The sequence below is a fragment of the Pelomonas sp. Root1237 genome (genome assembly GCF_001425055.1).
In the GTDB taxonomy this organism is placed as follows: Bacteria; Pseudomonadota; Gammaproteobacteria; order Burkholderiales; family Burkholderiaceae_C; genus Pelomonas.
The window spans coordinates 23,847-43,484 of record NZ_LMDK01000012.1 but is presented as its reverse complement, the minus strand read 5'-3'; the positions used below and the strand labels follow the sequence as shown (position 1 = coordinate 43,484).

15 protein-coding genes are annotated in these 19,638 nt (G+C 67.9%); 10 read left to right on the top strand and 5 right to left on the bottom strand.

Annotated features, from left to right (window positions below; translation table 11 throughout):
- From ASC91_RS08080 to ASC91_RS08060, 5 genes are all read left to right on the top strand, one after another.
- Positions 1–1,065 (top strand): sensor histidine kinase, encoded by a 1,065-nt coding sequence (locus ASC91_RS08080; protein ID WP_056194897.1) that lies wholly within the window; start codon positions 1–3, stop codon positions 1,063–1,065.
- Complete coding sequence (locus ASC91_RS08075; RefSeq protein ID WP_327082875.1) at positions 1,062–1,790, top strand: LytTR family DNA-binding domain-containing protein; 729 nt, start codon at positions 1,062–1,064, stop codon at positions 1,788–1,790. Before ASC91_RS08080 ends, ASC91_RS08075 begins: the two co-directional genes overlap by 4 nt.
- Positions 1,791–1,895: 105 nt before the next feature.
- On the top strand, positions 1,896–2,405 hold the full coding sequence (locus ASC91_RS08070) for a gluconokinase (RefSeq protein WP_235531901.1): 510 nt from the start codon (positions 1,896–1,898) through the stop codon (positions 2,403–2,405).
- Positions 2,402–3,757, top strand: a complete 1,356-nt coding sequence (locus tag ASC91_RS08065) for an MFS transporter (RefSeq protein WP_056194894.1) — start codon at positions 2,402–2,404, stop codon at positions 3,755–3,757. The genes ASC91_RS08070 and ASC91_RS08065 overlap by 4 nt, the downstream gene beginning before the upstream one ends.
- Positions 3,758–3,762: 5 nt before the next feature.
- On the top strand, positions 3,763–6,093 hold the full coding sequence (locus tag ASC91_RS08060; RefSeq protein ID WP_056194891.1) for a GH36-type glycosyl hydrolase domain-containing protein: 2,331 nt from the start codon (positions 3,763–3,765) through the stop codon (positions 6,091–6,093).
- Here ASC91_RS08060 and ASC91_RS08055 read toward each other — a convergent pair.
- Positions 6,085–7,125 carry a LacI family DNA-binding transcriptional regulator gene (locus tag ASC91_RS08055; RefSeq protein WP_056194887.1) on the bottom strand — a complete coding sequence of 347 codons (1,041 nt, stop codon included), beginning with the start codon at positions 7,123–7,125 and terminating at the stop codon, positions 6,085–6,087. The two genes, ASC91_RS08060 and ASC91_RS08055, sit on opposite strands and share 9 nt — an antisense overlap.
- Positions 7,126–7,372: 247 nt before the next feature.
- Here ASC91_RS08055 and ASC91_RS08050 point away from each other — a divergent pair, with 247 nt between their 5' ends.
- Genes ASC91_RS08050 through ASC91_RS08040 form a run of 3 tightly spaced genes read left to right on the top strand, consistent with a single transcriptional unit; the run spans position 7,373 to position 12,117 of the window.
- Positions 7,373–10,327, top strand: a complete 2,955-nt coding sequence (locus ASC91_RS08050) for a TonB-dependent siderophore receptor (protein ID WP_056194885.1) — start codon at positions 7,373–7,375, stop codon at positions 10,325–10,327.
- A gap of 51 nt (positions 10,328–10,378) precedes the next feature.
- Positions 10,379–11,290 (top strand): YihY/virulence factor BrkB family protein, encoded by a 912-nt coding sequence (locus tag ASC91_RS08045; protein WP_056194882.1) that lies wholly within the window; start codon positions 10,379–10,381, stop codon positions 11,288–11,290.
- A complete protein-coding gene (locus ASC91_RS08040) occupies positions 11,287–12,117 on the top strand; it encodes an alpha/beta hydrolase (RefSeq protein WP_056194876.1) in 831 nt (276 codons plus the stop codon). Before ASC91_RS08045 ends, ASC91_RS08040 begins: the two co-directional genes overlap by 4 nt.
- Here the strand turns inward: ASC91_RS08040 and ASC91_RS08035 are convergent.
- The 3 genes from ASC91_RS08035 to ASC91_RS08025 form a co-directional block, all read right to left on the bottom strand.
- Positions 12,095–12,730 carry an LON peptidase substrate-binding domain-containing protein gene (locus tag ASC91_RS08035; protein ID WP_056194874.1) on the bottom strand — a complete coding sequence of 212 codons (636 nt, stop codon included), beginning with the start codon at positions 12,728–12,730 and terminating at the stop codon, positions 12,095–12,097. The two genes, ASC91_RS08040 and ASC91_RS08035, sit on opposite strands and share 23 nt — an antisense overlap.
- A gap of 159 nt (positions 12,731–12,889) precedes the next feature.
- Positions 12,890–13,819 (bottom strand): patatin-like phospholipase family protein, encoded by a 930-nt coding sequence (locus ASC91_RS08030; RefSeq protein ID WP_056194871.1) that lies wholly within the window; start codon positions 13,817–13,819, stop codon positions 12,890–12,892.
- A 41-nt stretch (positions 13,820–13,860) separates the two neighbouring features.
- Entirely contained in the window at positions 13,861–14,286 is a 426-nt protein-coding gene (locus ASC91_RS08025; protein ID WP_056194870.1) for an Lrp/AsnC family transcriptional regulator, read from the bottom strand.
- A 125-nt stretch (positions 14,287–14,411) separates the two neighbouring features.
- Here ASC91_RS08025 and ASC91_RS08020 point away from each other — a divergent pair, with 125 nt between their 5' ends.
- Positions 14,412–15,449 carry an ornithine cyclodeaminase gene (locus ASC91_RS08020; RefSeq protein ID WP_056194867.1) on the top strand — a complete coding sequence of 346 codons (1,038 nt, stop codon included), beginning with the start codon at positions 14,412–14,414 and terminating at the stop codon, positions 15,447–15,449.
- Between the two features lie 341 nt (positions 15,450–15,790).
- The gene (locus ASC91_RS08015; RefSeq protein WP_056194864.1) at positions 15,791–16,696 is read left to right on the top strand and encodes a DUF4399 domain-containing protein; all 906 of its coding nucleotides are present in this window, start codon (positions 15,791–15,793) and stop codon (positions 16,694–16,696) included.
- Here ASC91_RS08015 and ASC91_RS08010 read toward each other — a convergent pair.
- The gene (locus ASC91_RS08010; RefSeq protein ID WP_056194862.1) at positions 16,684–19,617 is read right to left on the bottom strand and encodes an HD domain-containing phosphohydrolase; all 2,934 of its coding nucleotides are present in this window, start codon (positions 19,615–19,617) and stop codon (positions 16,684–16,686) included. The two genes, ASC91_RS08015 and ASC91_RS08010, sit on opposite strands and share 13 nt — an antisense overlap.
- Between the last annotated feature and the right edge of the window lie 21 nt (positions 19,618–19,638).

Sequence of the window (19,638 nt, the reverse complement as noted above, 5' to 3'; positions counted from 1 at the left end):
GTGCACCCCCTGCTGGTGCACCGGCGCGGCCTGGCCGCCTGCCTGCTGGCCGCCGCGTTGGCCGGCACGGCGCTGGCCGCGCTGCTGGGCAGGCAAGGCCCGGTCGACTTCGCCTGGGCCTTGGCCTGGGCGCTGCCGTTGAGCACAGTGCTGAGCTTTGTCGCACTGTCGCTGTATCACCTCTGCCGCAGCCAGCCCTTCGGTGCCGGCCGCTGGCCGCGGGCACTGGCTGCACGGATTGCGGCCGTGCTGCTGCTCGGCGGCGCGGCGCTCGCACTCGCGGCAGGCTGGAATGCAGCGGGCCTCGCCCTCGGCCGCCCGGCCGGCCTGGTCACGATGACGCCGGCGACCTGGGGCCTCTTGCTGCTGGCCAACCTCATCTTGCTGACGCTGTCGGTGCTGGCCCACGACCTGCTGCTGGCCGTCGAATCCGCGCAAGCCTCCGCCACCCGCGAGGCCGAGGCGCGGCTGCTGGCCCGCGACATGGAGCTGCAGCTGCTGCGCCTGCAGATCGACCCGCATTTCCTCTTCAACAGCCTGAACTCCATCAGCGCGCTGACCAGCTTCGACCCCGCTGGCGCGCGGCAGATGAGCATCGACCTGGCCCAGTTCTTCCGGCAGACCCTGGCGCTGGCCGGCCGCGAGCGCATCCGCCTGGAGGACGAGCTCGACCTCATCGGCCATTACCTCGCCATCGAGCGCCAACGCCTGGGCGACAAGCTGCGCAGCGCCATTGATGCGCCGCCCGAGACCCTGGCCGGCCTGCTGCCGCCGCTGACGCTGCAGCCCCTGGTCGAAAACGCCCTCAAGCACGGCCTGCGCGCGCTGGACGAGGGCGGCCTCGTGCAGATCCACGCCCTGGTGCGCGACGGCTGGTTGCACCTGGCCGTGCGCAATCCCGTGCCCGCAGAACCATCGCGAGAACCCGGCATGGGCCAAGGCCTGCGCCATCTGCGCGAGCGGCTGGCCGCGCAGTACCGCGACCGTGCCCGTGTGAGCTGGGGCGCGACGCGCGAGGGCTTCGCGGTCGAGATCAGCATTCCATTCGAGAACGAGACGCCATGACGCTGCAAGCCCTCATTGCCGACGACGAACCCCTGGCCCGCCGCCTGCTGCGCGAGTTCCTGAAGGCCCACGCCGACATCGCCATAGCCGCCGAGGCCGAAAACGGCCTGGACGCCGCCCGCGCCATCACCGAGCTCAAGCCCGACCTCGTCTTTCTCGACATCCAGATGCCGCGCCTGACGGGCCTCGAAGTGCTGGAGCTGACAGGCCGGCGCGACGGCGTCATCTTCACGACGGCACATGACCAGCACGCCATGCGCGCCTTCGAGCTGCATGCGGTGGACTATTTGCTCAAGCCCTTCAACCAGCCCCGCTTCGACACCGCGCTGACACGCGCGCGCCGCCTGCTTGGTCAGGCTCAGCCCGGACTGGACAAACTCGTCTCGCCCCAGGCGCTGAGCCGTGTGCTCGTACGCGACGCCGAGCGCAGCGGGGGCATGCAGGTGCTGGCGGTCGACGCCATCGACTACATCGAGGCTCAGGCCGACAACGTCGCCTTCCACAGCGCCGGCCGTGACCACCTGAAAGCCCAGCGCATCTCGGACCTGGAAGCCCAGCTCGACCCCAGCCGCTTCGTGCGCGTACACCGCTCCTTCATCATCAACCTCACGGCGCTGCAGGCTCTGGAGAAGACGGACAGCGACGCCCACGTCGCGCGCATGAGGAATGGCAAGCGCATTCCCGTCAGCCGCAGCGGCTACGACAGGCTGCGCGCGGTACTCTGACGCTCGGCGCGAAGGCTGCGGCGGGAAAACACGGAGCGTCATAGGCGGCATTGACATTAGGATAGCGCTATCCAAAGCCCTCAGATCCGCTCTCGCTCGCGCCCCATGACCCACCTTGCGCCCGAATCCCTCGTCTTCATGGGCGTCGCCGGCAGCGGTAAATCCGCGCTGGGCGCTGCCGTCGCCCAAAGAGCCGGCCGTGTCTGGCTGGAGGGCGACGACTTCCACAGCGAGGCCAACCGCCGCAAGATGGCCCAGGGCCAGCCGCTGACCGACGATGACCGCGCCGGGTGGCTCGCCGCGCTGTGCGAGCAACTGCGTTGCCACCCGCTAGGCGCCATGGCCGCATGCTCAGCGCTCAAGCGCCGCTACCGTGACCAGCTCCGCCAAGCCTCACCGGGCCTGCGCTTCGCCTTCCTGGATGTCGACCGGGCCGAGGCCCGCCGTCGCATCGAGGCACGCGGCGGCCATTTCTTCTCCGTCAGCCTGGTCGACAGTCAGTTCGAGACGCTGGAGTCGCCCGTCGGCGAGCCGGGCGTGCTGCACCTGGATGCACTCGCCCCGCTGGACCAGTTGCAGGCGCAGGTGTTCGCCTGGTTGCAGAGCACAGCATGAGCGCGCGCCCGCTCACTCGGCGCGAGATCGTCGGCTACGGCCTGGGCGACATGGGGTTCAACTTCTACTGGACCAACATCTCGACCTTCCTGCTGATCTTCTATACCGATGTGTTCGGCATCACCGCAGCCGCCGCCGCGACGATGTTGTTCGTCATCAAGATCTTCAACGCCTTCACCGACCCCATGATCGGCGCCTTCGCCGACCGCACACAGACGCGCTGGGGCAAGTTCCGGCCCTATCTGCTCTTCATGCCGCTGCCGCTGGCGGTGATCGGTGTGCTGACCTATTCCACGCCCGACTTCGGCCCCACGGGCAAGCTGGTGTGGGCCTACGTGACCTACCTGCTCTTGATGACGGTCTACACCAGCGTCAACCTGCCCTACAGCGCCTTGTCGGGGGTGATCTCGGGCGACGCGCGGGAGCGCAATGCTGTCAACGCGTCCCGTTTCGTCTGCGGCTTCGCGGGCGGCACCCTCGTCACGGCCGTGTCGCCCCGGCTGGTGGGTTGGTTCGGTGGTGGCGACCCAGCCCTGGGCTGGACGCTGACCATGGTGTTCTGGGGCGTTGCCGCCGCGCTGATCTTCGCCTTCACCTTCAGCGCGACGACCGAGCGCGTCCAGCCGGTACAGGCCGAGCCCTCCAGCGTGCGCCAGGACCTGGCCGACCTGCGCAGCAACCTGCCCTGGATCCTGCTGTTCTTCCTGGCGCTGATCATCATGCTCAGCATCACGCTGCGCATGACCAGCGCGGCCTACTACTTCAAGTACGTGGTCAACCGGCCCGAGCTTCTGGCCACCTTCATGCCGGCCTACCTGCTGGCCGCGGCGGCCGGCACGGCGTGCACGCCCTTCCTCACTCGCTTCATCGACAAGCGCAAGCTGCTGATCGGGTTGATGCTCGCTTCCACCGTGCTGTCGATGGCCTTCCTGTTCGTCGACGCCGATCAGATCGCGCTGATGTATGCGCTGCAGATCGCGCTCGGTCTCGTCCTCGGCCCGAAATCGCCGCTGTCCTTTTCGATGCTGGCCGATTCGGCCGACTTCAACGAATGGCGCAACGGCCGCCGCGCGACGGGCATGACCTTCGCGGCCAGCTCGTTCGCGCAGAAGCTCGGCACGGCTGTCGCCGTCGGCGTCATCGGCACGCTGTTCACGGCGCTGGGCTATGTGCCCAACGCGGTGCAATCGGCCGACTCCCAGGCCGGCATCGTCTGGCTGATGTCCGTGATCCCGGCCGGCTTCACGCTGCTGGCCGCCGTCATCATGGTCTTCTACACGCTGGACAACCCCACCATGGCGCGCATCCAGGCCGACCTGGCCGCGCGCAAGTTCTCCACTTCACCGGTCTGACGCCCATGCTGCGACACCTCGATGACGGCGAGCGCTGCGAGCTCACCAGCCCCACCGCCCTGCCCCAGGCCGCCGGCTTCCTGTGGAACCGCCGCATGATGATCCAGGTGACCTGCCGCGGCTACGCCACCGCGCAGTTCATGCAGCCCGAGCCGGCCAAGTACGCCCATGCGCCCAACCTGGAGGCCAAGACCTTCATGCAGCCGGAGCAGGCCTACTACGCCCACCACCCCGGCCGCTTCGTCTACGTGAAGGACGAGGACACGGGCGAGCTGTTCTCGGCGCCGTATGAGCCGGTGCGCGCGCCGGTCGACAGCTTCAGCTTCGTCGTCGGCCGGCACGACCTGAGCTGGACGGTGGAGCACCTCGGCCTGCGCGTGGAGCTGACGTTAGGCCTGCCGACCGACGATGTCGTCGAGCTTTGGGAGGTTCGCGTCACCAATCTCTCGGGCCAACCGAGACGCATCAGCGTCGTGCCCTACTTTCCCATCGGCTACATGTCGTGGATGAACCAGTCGGCCGAGTGGCGCGCCGACCTGGGCGGCATCGTGGCCAGCAGCGTCACGCCCTACCAGAAGGTGGCGGACTACTTCAAGAACCTGCAGCTCAAGGACAAGACCTATTTCCTCTGCGAGTGCGCACCTGATGCCTGGGAGGCGAGCCAGCTAGCGTTCGAGGGCGAAGGCGGCCTGCGCAACCCGAGCGCGCTGCAGGCAGAACAACTGGTCGGCGGCGACGCCCGCTACGAAACGCCCGCCGCCTGCGCGCAGTACCGGCTGACGCTGCAGCCCAACGAGGGCCAGACCTGGCGCTTCCTCTTCGGCCCTGCGCTGGACGACGCCGAGATCGCCAGCGTGCGCGAGACCTACCTCAGCGAAGCCGGCTTCGCCCGCGCCCACGCTGCCTATGCCGACTACGTCGACGGCGGCCGAGGCTGCCTGCGCATCACGACGCCCGATGCCGACTTCGACCGCTTCGTGAACCACTGGCTGCCGCGCCAGGTTTTCTATCACGGCGACGTGAACCGGCTCAGCACCGACCCGCAGACGCGCAACTACTTGCAGGACAACCTCGGCATGGCCTATATCGCGCCGAGCGTCACGCGCGGCGCACTGTTGCATGCGCTGGGCCAACAGGCCGCCAACGGCTCCATGCCGGACGGCATCCTGCTCATCGAAGGCGCCGAGCTGAAGTACATCAACCAGGTGCCGCACACCGACCACTGCGTTTGGCTGCCCGTGTGCCTGCAGGCCTACCTCGACGAGACGGGCGACTTCGCGCTGTTGGATGTAGTGGTGAACGACCTCACCGTCGCCGAACGGCTGGACGCCGCCATGGCCTGGCTGCAGCAGGACCGCGACGCCCGCGGCCTGAGTTTCATCGCCCAGGGCGACTGGTGCGACCCGATGAACATGGTGGGCTACAAGGGCCGCGGCGTGTCGGGCTGGCTCACTGTTGCGGCCGCCTATGCGATGCGGCTGTGGGGCGGTATCTGCGCCAGCGCCGGCCGCTCCGACCAAGCCGCGCGCTGGCAGGCTGCGGTCGAGGACCTGAATGCCGCCGCCAACCGCCATCTGTGGGATGGCGCCTGGTTCGCACGCGGCATTACTGATGACGATGTGATCTTCGGCGTCAGCGCCGACACCGAAGGCCGCATCTATCTCAACCCGCAGTCCTGGGCCATGCTCAGCGGTGCCGCGAGCGGCGAGCAGCGCGTGAAGATGCTCGCCGCCATCGATGCCCAACTCGACACGCCGCACGGCATGGCGATGTTCAACCCGCCCTACTCCGGCATGCGCGACGACGTCGGCCGCGTGACGCAGAAGCATCCCGGCTCGGCCGAGAACGGCGCCGTCTACAACCACGCTGCCAGCTTTTACGTTCATGCGCTGTACGACGCAGGCGAGAGCGACCGCGCCTACAGCGCACTGCGCCGCATGATTCCGGGGCCTGACGAGGCCGACTATCTGCAGCGCGGCCAGTTGCCGGTCTTCATTCCCAACTACTACCGCGGCGCGCACCAGCAGTTCCCGCGTACGGCCGGCCGCTCCAGCCAGCTCTTCAACACCGGCACCGCGGCCTGGGCCTATCGCTGCGTCATCGAAGGCCTTTGCGGCCTGCGCGGCGATGCGAAAGGCCTGCGAGTGAAGCCGCAACTGCCCTCGGGCTGGGACGAGCTCAGCGCTGAACGCGAGTTCCGCGGTGCGCGTTTCCACCTGCAGGTTCGCCGCACCGGCCAAAACCGCGTACTTCTGGATGGCCAGCCATTGCCAGATGGCCTGGTGCGCGACATCGAGCCCGGCCGCAGCTACCGGCTGGACGTCGAGCTAGGTTGACGCCCGCCGCACGACCTGGAAGCCCAGGTCCACGTTCGGCTGCTCCACCGGCTGGCCGCGCATCAGCTTCATCAACATCTGCGCCGCCTGCTCGCCGATCTGACGGCGCGGCGTGGCCACGGTGGTGAGTGGCGGCACCATCTGGTCGCTGCCCGGCAGGTCGTTGAAGCCGGCCACCGCCACGCGGCCAGGCACGGCCACCCCCAGGCGCAAGGCCGCCAGCAGCGCGCCCTGCGCAAGGTCGTCGTTGCAGAAGAAGATGGCGTCGGTCTCAGGCGTCTCGCGCAGCACACGCTCCAGCATCGCGCCACCGAGCGCCATGGACGAGGGCTCGGCGATCAGCACCTTGTTCACGCTCTCGCCCAGGCCGGCTTGCACCAGCGCCTCCTTGTAGCCCTCACCGCGTTCCAAGGTGCGTGGGTCGAGCTGGGCGGCAACGTAGACGACGCGGCGCCGACCCGAATCGAGCAGATGCTGCGTGATGGCCCGCCCGGCATCGCGTTGCGAGAAGCCCACGCTGTGGCTGCCCGGCTCCACCTCCATCACATGCACGCAGGGAACGCCGCTGCCCTCGATCAGAGCGGCCGCCGCCGGGCTGCGATCGCGGCCGGTGACGATGAGACCGGCCGGCCGGTGTGCCAGAAAGCTGCGCAGCACGGCCTCCTCTTCGCTGGCGTCGTAATGGGTGACGCCGATCAGCGTCTGGTAGCCAGCCGGCACGAGCGTGGTCTGCACCGCGTCGAGCAGCTCGACGAACAAGGTATTGCTCAGCTTGGGGATCAGCACCGCGACATGGGAGCTGCGGCTGGAGGCCAGCGCGCGGGCGGCCGGATCGGGCACGTAGCCCAGCGCAGTGGCGGCGGCCTGGACGCGCTCGCACAGCTCCTGCGCCACCGCCCGCTCGCCACGCAGGGCCCGCGACACGGTGATGGGGCTGACGCCGGCGGCCTGCGCCACGTCCGCCAGCGTCACCCGGCCGGTGGCCCTGGTGCGTCTGGGGGAGGCGGCTGATGTCGTCTTGCTGCTCGGCATTTCTACATGGTATCCCCCATATCGGAGGGGGAATTCGATGCCTAGGATAGCGCAATCCCGAAACGCGATAGCCCTCGGCGCAGCTGTTCAAACCTTGGGGATCGCGTGTTCGGGCGAGTTTCAACCTAAGCCATCCGGTTTTTTTAAGCTACCCGGACAGCGCTATCCAATAACCAAGTTTGTTTACCGAATACCGGCTCAACGACCACAAGGCAGCGGCCCACCGTGCCACCTCAGGAGACCTCCCATGCGAAATCCCGGTTCCAAGACCCTGATCCATCTGGCGGCCCTCACGGCTTGCGCCGTGCTGGCGCTTCCCGCCCTGGCCCAAAGCGCTGAGACACCGGCCACAACGCCTGACGCCGCGCCAGAGGTCAATCCCGGCGCCAGCGTGCTGAGCACCGTGGTCATTACGGGCTCGCGCATCTCGGCGCGCGGCTTCACGCAACCGACGCCGACCACGCGCCTCACCGCCTCGGACCTCGAGAAGGCGGCTCACCCGAACATTTTCCAGAGCCTCGTTGAGTTGCCTGCGCTCCAGGGCAGCACGGGTCGCACCACCTTCACCAACAGCACCAGCAGCGGCTTGCAGGGCCTCAGTTCCCTGAGCCTGCGCGGCCTGACCCCGATCCGCACGCTGACCCTGCTCGATGGCCAACGCGTGGTGCCGGCCAACGTGACCGGCGTGGCTGACATCAGCCAGTTCCCACAGCTCCTCGTCACACAAGTCGACGTGGTGACCGGCGGTGCCGGCGCCTCTTACGGCTCCGACGCCGTCGGCGGCGTGGTGAACTTCATCACCGACAAGCGCTTCAAGGGCTTCAAGGCCAACATCGAAGCTGGCCAGACCAACTACGGCGACGACAAGAACGGCGCACTGCAAGCCGCCTGGGGCCGGAGCTTCCTCAACGACCGTGTGCACGTTGCCGTGAGCGTGGAACTCGTCCGTGAAAAGGGCGTGCCCTCACCCCGCTTTGGTGGCCAGGGCGCCAACGGCCGCACCTGGTTCAACAACCCGGCCTGGCAACAGCGCCCTACCGGCCAGACCACGGACGGCAGGCCGCAGCTGTTCGACATCCGCAACGCCCAACAGTTCCAGTACTCCAAGTACGGCTTGATCACCCAGGGCCCGCTGCAGGGTACCGCCTTCGGCAAGGACGGCGTGCCCTACAAGTTCGACTACGGCTCCAACGGCGTGCCCACAGGCACGGGTGCAGTGACAGGCTGCATCACCCCCTTCTGCGTGGGCGGCGACCTCTCCGGCACCATCGGCGGCGGCACCACCATGGGCATGAACCTGCAGCGTCAGGTCTTCTACACCCGTGGTAGCTATGAGCTGGACGATGACAACGAGGTCTACTTCACGGTCAACCTGGCCAGGACCAACGCTCGCAACACGCCAAACCCCGGTTCGCCCAAGCTGGACAACTTGACCATCCAGTGCGAGAACCCCTACGTGCCGGCCTCCATCAAGCAGGCCTGCGTGGACAAGGGCATCACCAGCTTCAAGTTCGGCACGGCCTACGGCAACCAGCCCAAGGACATCGAGGTCAACCCGATCCGCGAACAGAAGCGGTTCGTGCTGGGTGCGACCGGCAAGGCTAGCGCGCTAGGCCAGACTTGGTCGTATGACGGCTACTTCGAGCACGGCGAAAACAGCATCGATCTGAAGGTCAGCAACATCATGCTGAACCCGCGCTTCAACGCCGCCATCGACGCCGTGCGCAATTCGTCCGGCCAGATCGTCTGCCGAAACGCCACCGCCGTGGCCGCGGGCTGCGCGCCGCTGAACATCATCGGCGATGTGCAGCAGGATCCGGCCGCGCTGGCCTATGTGTTCCCGGCCGTCGGTCCGCATCAGTTGTCGGTGCAGCGTCAGACGGTGGCCAGCTTCAACCTCAACGGCCAGCCGTTCTCGAACTGGGCAGGACCGGTGGCCGTTGCCTTCGGGGCTGAAGCTCGCAAGGAAGGTTACTGGGTGACGGGCGACCCCTACGGCAATGGCGTCTACCCCGCAACGCCCAATACGGCCGACTACCCGGCTGACCCGCTCCTCAACACCACTGTGGGCAACAACTGGTTCGCCGGCAACTACCACGCTGCGGCGGGCGCCTACAACGTGAAAGAAGCTTTCGTCGAAGTGAACGCTCCGATGTTCAAGTCCGACAGCCTGGGCGAGGCCAACCTCAACGCGGCCGTGCGTCGCACGCTCTACAGCACCGCCGGCGGCATCAACAGTTGGAAGATCGGCTCGACCTGGAAGACCGGGGTCGATGGCCTGCGCGTTCGCTACGTCGCCTCGCGTGATGTGCGTGCGCCGAATCTCTCCGAGCTGTTTGCCGCGCCGGTGGTCATCAACCAGGCCGTCAACTTCCAGGGCAACACCTACAACGTGCAGCAGCGCACCATCGGCAACGTCAACCTTCGCCCCGAGCTGGCCAACAACCGCATCCTCGGCCTGGTGTTGTCGCAGCCCAAGTGGGCGCCAGGCTTCAGTGCGTCGATCGACTACTTCGACATCAAGTTGAAGGACGTGATCTCCACCCTCGGAGCCCAGCAGGAAGTGGACCTCTGCGCTGCCGGCAACCAAGAGATCTGCGCCGCGATGGATCTTGTCAGCCCCGTGAAGTACGTGACGCTGCAGGCCTTCAATCTGGCCAGGATGCGCAGCAAGGGCTTCGACATGGAAGCTCTCTACCGATTCAACCTGGCCAGCGTCAATCTGCCCGGCAAGCTCACGCTGCGTGGCCTGGCAACGCACACCAACAGCTTCCTGGTCACATCGGGCATCGTGGGCACCATCCCGGCCGAGCGCGCAGGCGTCAACCTCGGCGACACGCCGACGTGGAAGGCCCAGTTCTCGCAATCCTGGGAAGGCGAAAAGGCCAGCTTCACGGTGGGCCAGCGCTGGGTCAGCAATGGCGTCTACAGCAACGAGTTCATCGAGTGCCAGACCACCTGCCCAGTCTCCACCGCCATGCACCAGACCATCGACAACAACCACATGAAGGGCGCTTTCTATTGGGATCTCGCCGGCAACTACAAGATCAACAAAAACATCACCGCCTACTTCAAGATCGACAACGTCACCGACGTCGCGCCGCCCAACGCCCCGGGCACCAACACCGGCTATGGCGTGAATCCCTCGCTGTTCGACGTGCTGGGCCGCCAGTACCGCGTGGGCGCCCGCATGACGTTCTGACGCCGGTCGCGTCCTACAGCGGCGGCCAGCGCATGCCGCGAGACTTCGCGCATGAGCTGGCTTGATCAGATCCGACCGCTGGGACGCGTGCTGAAGCTGACCTTCGACGGCTTCCTCGACGACCGCGGCCCGCGCATGGGCGCGGCACTCGCCTACTACACGCTGTTCTCGCTGGCACCGCTGCTGCTCATCGTCGTGTCGGTGGCCGGCCTGGTCTGGGGCGGCGAGGCGGTGCGCGGCGAGCTCTTCGACCAGCTCGCCGCGCTGCTCGGCGCGACGGCCGCCTCGACAGTCGAAAGCATGCTGAAGTCGGTCTCCTGGCCGGCCGGCGGCTGGCTCAGTACGGTTGTCGGGCTGGGGCTGATGCTGGTCGGTGCGACGACGATGTTCGCCGAGCTCCAGGATGCGCTGGACACCATCTGGCGCGTGCCGGCCCGCCCGGTGCAAGGCTGGCTGAACTGGCTGCGCGCGCGCCTGCTGAGCTTCGGCCTCATCTTTGGCCTGAGCTTTCTGCTGCTGGTGTCGCTGCTGCTGGACGCCGTCATGTCGGCTGCCCAGACCTGGTGGCAGCCCTGGTTTGGCGACTGGCTGCGCGTCGCTGCTCTGGCCAACACGGTGTTCAGCCAGGGCCTGGTGGTGGCCGTGTTCGCGCTGATCTTCAAGTGGATGCCACGCGTTCACGTCGCCTGGCGCGACGTGCTGCTCGGCGCCTTCGTCACGGCGGGCCTGTTTGCCCTGGGCCGCTATGGCATCGGCGCCTATCTGCAGCGCAGCGGCGTCGCCTCGGGCTTTGGCGCCGCGGCCTCGGTGGTGGCCCTGCTGGTGTGGGTGTACTTCTCGGCGCAGATCCTGTTGATCGGCGCCGAGTTCACCTGGGCCTACGCAAGAGTGTTGGGTTCGCGACGGGAAACGGAAGAAGCTCGTGCAAACTTGCGCACCGATTCCCAGCCCGCGACGCGATGACGACCACCACCACCGACGACGGCCTCAAGCTCCACCTGCGCCACTGGCCCACCAGCGCGGCTCCCGCACGCGGCCAGTTGCTCATCTGCCATGGCCTGGGCGAACACATCGAGCGCTATGCCCATGTCGCCGCGGCACTGAACGCGGCCGGTTGGGATGTGCACGGCTGGGACCACCGCGGCCACGGGCGCAGCGATGGGCGCAAGGGCGACATCCCCGCGCACGACGCGCTGCTGCGCGACACGGCACGCGTCATCGACGCCGTGCGCCAGCCGGGCAAGCGTTTCGTGCTGCTCGGCCACAGCATGGGCGGGCTGATCGCCGCGCGCTTTGCAGCGGAGGCGCTGACAGGCAAGCCCGCGGCCTGGAGCCGGCCGCTGGATGGCCTGGTGCTGTCTTCCCCCGCGCTGGATGCGGGCCTGTCCGGTTTTCAGAAGCTGCTGCTTGCCGCGGCGGGATCGCTCGCCCCGGGCCTGGCCGTCAGCAACGGCCTCAAGCCCGAATGGATCAGCCGCGACACCGCCGTCGTCAAGGCCTACGCGACCGACCCGCTGGTGCATGACCGCATCACGGCGCGGCTGACGCGCTTCATCGTCGACAGCGGCGCCCGTGCCATTGGCGACGCACCGCGCTGGAAGCTGCGCACGCTGCTGATGTGGGCCGGCGCGGACCGCTGCGTGTCACCGCGCGGCAGCGAGGCCTTTGCGTCTGGCGCACCCGCCAATGTCGTCGCCACCAAGCCCTGGCCCGACCTCTTCCACGAGATCTTCAACGAGCCCGAGAAGGCCGAGGTGCTGAAGACGCTTACCGATTGGCTGAACGCGTAAGCGCGTCAAGCCGGTCGACGATGAGCTCCAATCTCAGCAGCGGGTTGTCCATCACCATCAGCCGCTGGCGCGCCTCGACCGGCATGGGCAGCAGCTCGGCCCAGCGGTTGGCCAGCCAGCCCGCGTCGTCCCACTGGTAGGGCGGCTGCACGGGCAGGTCGTCCGCGGCGCCGCGGGCCTTCCAGCCGGAGAGCAGGTCCTGCAGTTGCTGAGCGGCCTGGCGCAGATCGTCTGGCACCGGCACCGCGACGTCGCCGGCCAACAGCTCAAGCCGGCCGACCCACAGGCCATGGCTGAGGTTGCGCGAGCCCTGCACGCGAAAGCGCTGTGTGCCGCAGATGCGGATGTTGATGAGGCCGGCCTGCGCGTGCTCGAAATCCTCGATGCGGGCCAGCGTGCCGACGTCGTGAAAAGCCTCGGCCCGAAAGCCCTCGCCCTCGCGCCGGCGCACCTCCTCGCCCGAAGTCAACGCCACGATGCCAAAGGGCTCGCCGCGCGCATGGCAGCGCTGCACCATGTCCAGGTAACGCGGCTCGAAGATGCGCAGCGCCAGATGGCCGCCGGGAAAGAACACCGAGCGCAGCGGGAACAGCGGTGTCTCGGTCGTATTCATGGCCTCAGCTGCCCAATCCGAGACAGGAGCCAGCGGGCCGAGCGCCGGGCCGCTCCCTAGCCGGCCCGCTCTGGCGATGTGCTTGCCGGTCACGCCGGCAAGCATCGCCGTCCCCTCGGGGGACCGGCCAAGGTACTCCTTGGACGAGGGGTTTCATTTTCAGCGGGTCTTCTCGGCGATGCGCTGGCGCAGGATCGGCAGGATCGCCTGCGCTGCCTCGCGACCGGCCTGCACCGCACGGCGCCGCGCCGTGAAGTCGGCGCTGCCCACGCCATCGAGCCTGGGCCGGATGACGACATCCGCCTCGCGGAGCTCGAACATGTTGATGCTGCGCCCCATGATGGAAAAGGTCTGCATCAGCATGCGAAAGGCGTCGCCCGGCGGGTCCTTCTCGGGCGGCGAGGTGATGTCCACCGCGACGACGAGCTGCGCGCCCATTTCCCTGGCAAAGCGCACCGGCACCGGTGACACCAAGCCGCCGTCGACAAATTCGCGCTGGCCGATGCGCACCGGCTGGAACACGGCCGGTACCGCGCTGGAGGCACGGACAGCCGTGCCGGTGTCGCCGCTGCGGAACAGGATGGAAGAGCCGTCGGACAGGTCAGTGGCGACGATGCCCAGCGGCACCACCATCTGCTCAATGTTCTTGCCGCCGGTCTTGTCGCGGATGAAGCGCGCCAGCGCCTCACCGCGGATCAGCCCGCGCAGCGGGAAGGACCAGTCGGTGATCGCGCCCTCGTCCATGGTCTCGGCCAGCGTCTGCATCTCCTTGCCGGTCTTGCCCGAGGCATAGAGCGAAGCGACGAGGCTGCCGGCCGAGGTGCCGGCGACCAGGTCGACCTTGATGCCGTTCTCTTCGAACACCTGGATGACGCCAATGTGGGCAAAGCCGCGCGCGGCGCCGCCGCCCAGGGCCAGGCCGATGCGTGGCGGTTTCGGGGCTGGCTTGATGACGGGTGGCGGCTCAGGCGGCGGCGTCGGGACGACGACGACCGGCGGCTGGGGTGGCTGGCTGGGCAGCATGGAGCAACCGGCCAGCGCGACAAGGGAGGCCGCGAGCCAGGCACGGCGGATCAGGACAGGATTCATTTCAAGGCAGAGGGAGCGCGGCGCACGATAACCGAGGCCGATCAGGCCAGCTTGTAGCTTTGCAGATGGATGGAGGTCTCGGTGCCGGCGATGCCCTTGATGAGGCGCACCCGCTCCAGCACGTCGGCCAGCTCCTGCAAGCTGGAGCTGCGGATCTCGGCCAGCAGGTCCCAGCGGCCGTTGGTGTCGAAGAGTCCCGTGATGCCGGGCTCGCCGAGCAGCATGGCCACCACCTCGCGCGTGCGGTTGCCTTCAACCGTGATGCTCATCCATGCCGTGATCTGGTCGGGCACCGAGTCGGGCCGCAGGCGCACCGTGTAGCCGGTGATGACGCCGCTGTCTTCCAGCCGTGCGATGCGGTTGGTGACGGTGCCGCGCGAGACCTTGAGCTTGGCCGCGAGCGTGGCGACGCTGGCCCGGGCATCGGTGCGCAGCAGGGCGAGGAGTTGCTGGTCAAGGGCGTCCATTTTGAGCAATTCGGCAATTTGTATTGCCATTTTGCCAAATCGTGATGCATTACGTGGCAAGAGTTGAGCTTCTGTTTGGCACATGGCCCCGGAAGAATCGCCTCAACACATTCCGCGAGACTGCCATGACCACCGTCCTCACCACCCAAGACGTCGCCCGCCTTGTCCAACGTGTCGGACTTCCCGATTTACTTCGCCGCCTTGTCAGCTACCTCGAATCCGACTACCTGCGATGGGCCGAATTCGACAAGACGCCCCGTGTCGCCGCCCATTCACAAGACGGCGTCATCGAGCTGATGCCCATCGCCGACGCCAGCCTCTACAGCTTCAAATACGTCAACGGCCACCCCAAAAACCACCGCTTCGGCCTGCCGACCGTGATGGCTTTCGGCGTGCTCGCCGACGTGGCGACCGGCGCCCCCGCCCTGCTCTCCGAGCTGACCCTGACCACCGCCATGCGCACCGCCGCCACCTCGGTCATGGTGGCCAAGCGCCTGGCCCGCCCCGACAGCCGCGTGATGGCCCTGATCGGCAACGGCGCCCAGAGCGAGTTCCAGGCCCTGGCCTTCCACCACCTGCTCGGCATCCGCGAGCTGCGCCTCTACGACATCGACCCGGCCGCCACGGCCAAGCTGGTGCGCCACCTTCAGCAAACGCCCGGCCTCACGCTGACCGTGTGCGCCTCCACTGCGGAGGCGGTCAAGGGCGCCGACATCGTCACCACCGTGACCGCGGACAAGACCAACGCCACCATCCTGACGCCGGACATGATCGAGCCCGGCATGCACATCAATGGCGTCGGCGGCGACTGCCCGGGCAAGACCGAGCTGCACCGCGGCGTGCTGGAGACGGCCCGCGTGGTCTGCGAGTTCGAGCCACAGAGCCGCATCGAAGGCGACATGCAGCAGATGCCGGCCGATTTCCCCGTCACCGAGTTCTGGCGCGTGCTCGCCGGCCAGGCCCCGGGCCGCGAGTCGACCAGCCAGGTCACAGTGTTCGACTCGGTCGGTTTCGCGCTGGAGGACTTCTCCGCGCTGCGCCTGCTGCGCGACGTGAGCAATCAGCTTGGCCTGGGCGCGCCGCTGGACCTGATCCCGCAGATGACCGACCCCAAGGATTTGTTCGGCGAACTGCATCTGACCCACCAGCTTCAGGTGGCTTAGGGCCTGTTCACGCTACGGGAATCGGTGCGAGAGGGTCTGCGCGGGTGCAGGGCTAGGCGTGCGGCGCCGCCTGGGCTCGTGCCCAGGCCAGGCGCGCAACAACGCCATGCGCCCGCGCAGGCCCTCTCCCGAAGGGTTGCCACCCAAAAGCCCGCGCGCGGCGTTGCGAAGCCTCGCTGGGGCCGACCCCAGCTTCGACTTTGCGCCTTGCTCGCAGGCTTTTGGGTGGCAACGCATCCGATCCCCGTAGCGTGAACAGGCCCTGGCGTCCGTAACTTTCACGACGCCTCTTCGCTAGCGCGCGCCCCAGAATCGGTGGCGCACGCTGCCGGAGGGCTCGCATGGGATCTGCCGCTCGACTGACCCGCCACTTTTGGCCACTGGGTCTGCTGCCCGCGCTGGCCGCGGCCGAGCCACTGCCTACCGATCCGCTGGAGCGCCAGTGCTGGCTGTCACACACGGCCCAGCGCACGGCCCTCGATCTGCGTGAGCCAGTCTCGGTGCACTTCAGCAACGTCAAGACCGGCTATCGCGTGCGCTCGCCCCTCTGGGTGGAGTTCGGCATCCGCGGCATGGGCGTCATTCCGGCCGGCAATGCCAACGAGAAGGCCGGCCACCACCACATCCTCATCGACACGCCGCTGCCGCGCGACCACACCGCACCCATCCCCTTCTCTAATACGCACAAGCATTTCGGCAAGGCGCAGACCGGCACCGAGATCGACCTGCCGCCGGGCCGGCACACCATGCGGCTGCTGTTCGCCGACCACGCCCACAAGCCCTACTTCGTCTTCAGCAACGAGATTGCCATCGAGGTCGTGGGCAAGCGCGCCGACGCCCCAGCGCCCAAGGTCGTTGCGGGCGACCGCGACAGCTGCGAGGCCTGGTACGAGGACTTGCGCGCCGCGCCACGCGCCTCAGCCGGCCGCGAGGTCTATGTGAAGAACCTGCGCGATGAAGAGGCGGTGTCGAGCCCCTTCACGCTGTCCCTGGGCGTGCTTGGCGCCGGCCTGGGCGTGGCGCCGGCCGGCACCGCCATCAAGGACACGGGGCATTTCCGCCTCAGCTTTGCGCCCAAGGGCGGCGGCAATGCGGTGCGCCAGAACCTCGTCGACGGCCGCACCGAGGCCATCGTCGACCTGCCCCTGGGCGAGTACGAGGCGGTTGTCAGCCTGCACGACGGCGCTGGAGAGTTCCTGCTCAAGGCCGCGCCGCTGAAGTTCAGCGTCACCCGTCACGACAGGTAGGCGCCAACGTCCTCCACGTCGATCAGCGCTGCCGCCATGAAGCGCCGCGCATAGGTCAGGCACACGCCCGAACGCAGGAAAAGTTCAAACAGGCCCGGGTCGAGATGGCCCTCGGCCACCATGCGCCGCATGATGGCCAGCGCCTCGGACAGGCGCTTGCCCGGCTTGTAGGGCCGGTCATCGGCCGTCAGTGCCTCGAAGACATCCGCAATGGCCATCATGCGGGCCTGCGGGCTCATCTGTGCGCCGGTCAGGCCGCGCGGGTAGCCCTTGCCGTCCATGCGCTCATGATGGCCACCCGCGATCTCGGGCACCTCGCGCAGATGCTTGGGGAAAGGCAGCTCGTGCAGCATCTTCAGCGTCTGCACGATGTGGTCGTTGATCTTGTAGCGCTCCTCCTCCGTCAGCGTGCCACGGGAGATCGTGAGGTTGTGCAGCTCGCCGCGGTGGTAGAGGTGTTCGGGCTGCTTGAGTTTGAAGCCCCAGCGGTTGTCACCGCCCAGTTGGTCGGTGGCGGGGCGCGACAGGATGTGCTCGGGCCGGTCCTGCAGCAGGCGCTCAGGAGCAGGCAGCGGCGGGCGCGGTTTGGGCTGGCGGCGCAGCTCCTCGATGGACAGGCCGAGCGTGTCGTCGAGCGTGCGCAACCAGCGCCTCTCGCCGATGCGGCGCAGCCGGGCAACGGCTTCGGGGTCCAGCGTTTCGCCACCCACATTGCTGGTCGCGACGAAGGCGTAGTCGGCATCCAGTTCGCCCTGGACCGGCGCCGCTGCGGCACGGGCACGCTGCGCGCCCGCTTCGCCCAGCTCGGCCTCCAGCTTCTCGATCAGCGCGTCGCGCTTGAGCACCTCGAAGCGCGTGCGGACCTCATGGACGCGGTTGTAGATCGTCTCCAGCTTGGTGGCCTTGTCGACGACGTACTCCGGCGTGGTGACCTTGCCGCAGTCGTGCAACCAGGCGGCGATGTGCAGTGCCTCCCACTGGTCAGCGTCCATCGTGAAACCGGCGTACGGCCCCTCGGTCGCCTCGCAGGCGGCCTGGGCCAGCATCTTGGTCAGTTCGGGCACGCGCTGGCAATGACCGCCGGTATAGGGGCTCTTGGCGTCGATGGCGCCTGCAACGAGCTGGATGAAACTCTCCAGCAGCTCCTTGCGCGCGCGCAGCAGCAGCTGGTTGTCGATGGCCACGGCGGCCGTGCCCGACAGCGCACTGACAAAGGCCACGCGTGCGGCGCCCAGTGGTGCGGACGGCCCATCGGCCGACAGCGGGAAGGTCAGCGTCAGCGTGCCGATGGTCTCGTGCTGGCTGTTCTTCAGCGGCAGGGCCAGCAGGCGCATCCTCGCGACGCCCAGGGCGGCGAACAGCCGCTGGTAGGCGGCCAGGTGGGTCGGGTTGTCCCAGCTCAGATCGATCTCGACCGGTGCGTTCGTCTGCAGGGCACGCACCGGCGCGGCGACGCTGTCGGGCACGTTCACCTGCCATGTCAGCCCGCGGCGCGACGCGGTCTCGCCACGCACGCGCGAAGCCGCGGGCTCCAGCGTCTGGCCATCGGCCGACAGCAGGTGGACCGAGCCGCCACTGGCGCCGGCCACGGCGATAGTCTCGCGCAGGATGAGGTCGAGCAGGGTGTCGAAATCTCGCTCGGCACTCAGCGCGTTGCTGATGTCGAGAAAGCGCCGCAGCGAATGCTTCATCGCCGTCATCGCGATGGCCAGGCGGTCGACCTCGCGGATCAGGCTGCGTTGGGGATCGGGCCCGTCGAACTCGAAACGCTCGATCGCCTCGGCCTGGCGGGCCAGATTGCGCAGCGGCCGCGACACGCGATCGGCCAGCAGGTGAACCAGGGGCAGCAACAGCAGCATCAATCCCAGCGAGATGTAGAAGCTCTGGCGGCGGCTCTCGATCTGGAAGGCCTGCAGCTCCTCGCGCGGCGCGGCCATCAGCAGCACCAGCGGCGCGCCGGCCTCCACGGCACCCTGCAGCGGCAAGGCGTGGCTGACCCATTCGCGCCCGTCGACCACCTGCACGGGTGTGAGATGACCCTCGCCATCGCGGCGCTGCCACAGCGCGCGCATCAGCGCCGACGCACGCTCGGCCACGCGCGGCAGGGCCTGGCCGTCCTTCGGCGGCGTGCCGCCCTCGCGCCGGGCCTCGGCCAGCATCTCGCCGCCTTGGGTGGCGATGAGCAGTTCGGCCGAACGGCTGATCTGCGGCCGCGTCAGCATCTCGCTGAGAGCCTGCAGGCTGACGTCGGCGCCCACGACGGCGCCACCATGAGCCTGGGCCAACGTCACGCCGGGCTCGCCCGTCGTGAAGAACAGATAGGGCGCCGACTGCACGAGCCTGCCTTCGCCGGCCTCACTCGCCAGCGCGAACCAGGGCCGGGTGCGCGGGTCGAAGTCGTAGTCGGGCCGATCACGGCGCTGCAGCTCGTGCAGCGCTGCGTCGTAGAAGCGGTAGGCGCCACGCGGGGCCGCGCCGCCATCTCGGCTCACGCTCTGCAGGCCGAATGCAGCCTCGGCCGGCGCATCCATGCGCTTGCGTGTTGCCGCATCGACAAGGCGGCGCAACAGCACGAAGGATCCGCCCGAGGTGCCGACATAGACGGCCGACACCGAAGCATTGGCGCGCAGGGCCGCCGCCATCTGCGGCAGCGCAGTCAGGCGCTCGGCCTCGTTGCTGGCCCGGCCCAGGGCGCCGGTCGCCAGCAGGGCCACGCTGACCCGCGCCGGTCGCAGCTCGGTCTCGACGGCCGCCGCGGCCTCGCGGCCGATGCGCCTGGCCGCCGCGCCAGCCTGCTGCAGCATCAGTGCATCGCTGCGTGAGCGCTCGTACAGCAGCAGCACGCTGTACACCAGGGCGACCAGGCCCACCATCAACAAGCTCAGCGTGATGTAAAGCGTCTTGGGCTTGAGATGCGGCATGGAACCTGACGGGCAGCAGCG

Bases quoted from the DNA above. Each gene is read 5' to 3' on its own strand.
- ASC91_RS08075 (WP_327082875.1), top strand. From the start codon at position 1,062: ATGACGCTGCAAGCCCTCATTGCCGACGACGAACCCCTGGCCCGCCGC.
- ASC91_RS08070 (WP_235531901.1), top strand. From the start codon at position 1,896: ATGACCCACCTTGCGCCCGAATCCCTCGTCTTCATGGGCGTCGCCGGC.
- ASC91_RS08065 (WP_056194894.1), top strand. From the start codon at position 2,402: ATGAGCGCGCGCCCGCTCACTCGGCGCGAGATCGTCGGCTACGGCCTG.
- ASC91_RS08060 (WP_056194891.1), top strand. From the start codon at position 3,763: ATGCTGCGACACCTCGATGACGGCGAGCGCTGCGAGCTCACCAGCCCC.
- ASC91_RS08055 (WP_056194887.1), bottom strand. From the start codon at position 7,125: ATGCCGAGCAGCAAGACGACATCAGCCGCCTCCCCCAGACGCACCAGG.
- ASC91_RS08050 (WP_056194885.1), top strand. From the start codon at position 7,373: ATGCGAAATCCCGGTTCCAAGACCCTGATCCATCTGGCGGCCCTCACG.
- ASC91_RS08045 (WP_056194882.1), top strand. From the start codon at position 10,379: ATGAGCTGGCTTGATCAGATCCGACCGCTGGGACGCGTGCTGAAGCTG.
- ASC91_RS08040 (WP_056194876.1), top strand. From the start codon at position 11,287: ATGACGACCACCACCACCGACGACGGCCTCAAGCTCCACCTGCGCCAC.
- ASC91_RS08035 (WP_056194874.1), bottom strand. From the start codon at position 12,730: ATGAATACGACCGAGACACCGCTGTTCCCGCTGCGCTCGGTGTTCTTT.
- ASC91_RS08030 (WP_056194871.1), bottom strand. From the start codon at position 13,819: ATGAATCCTGTCCTGATCCGCCGTGCCTGGCTCGCGGCCTCCCTTGTC.
- ASC91_RS08025 (WP_056194870.1), bottom strand. From the start codon at position 14,286: ATGGACGCCCTTGACCAGCAACTCCTCGCCCTGCTGCGCACCGATGCC.
- ASC91_RS08020 (WP_056194867.1), top strand. From the start codon at position 14,412: ATGACCACCGTCCTCACCACCCAAGACGTCGCCCGCCTTGTCCAACGT.
- ASC91_RS08015 (WP_056194864.1), top strand. From the start codon at position 15,791: ATGGGATCTGCCGCTCGACTGACCCGCCACTTTTGGCCACTGGGTCTG.
- ASC91_RS08010 (WP_056194862.1), bottom strand. From the start codon at position 19,617: ATGCCGCATCTCAAGCCCAAGACGCTTTACATCACGCTGAGCTTGTTG.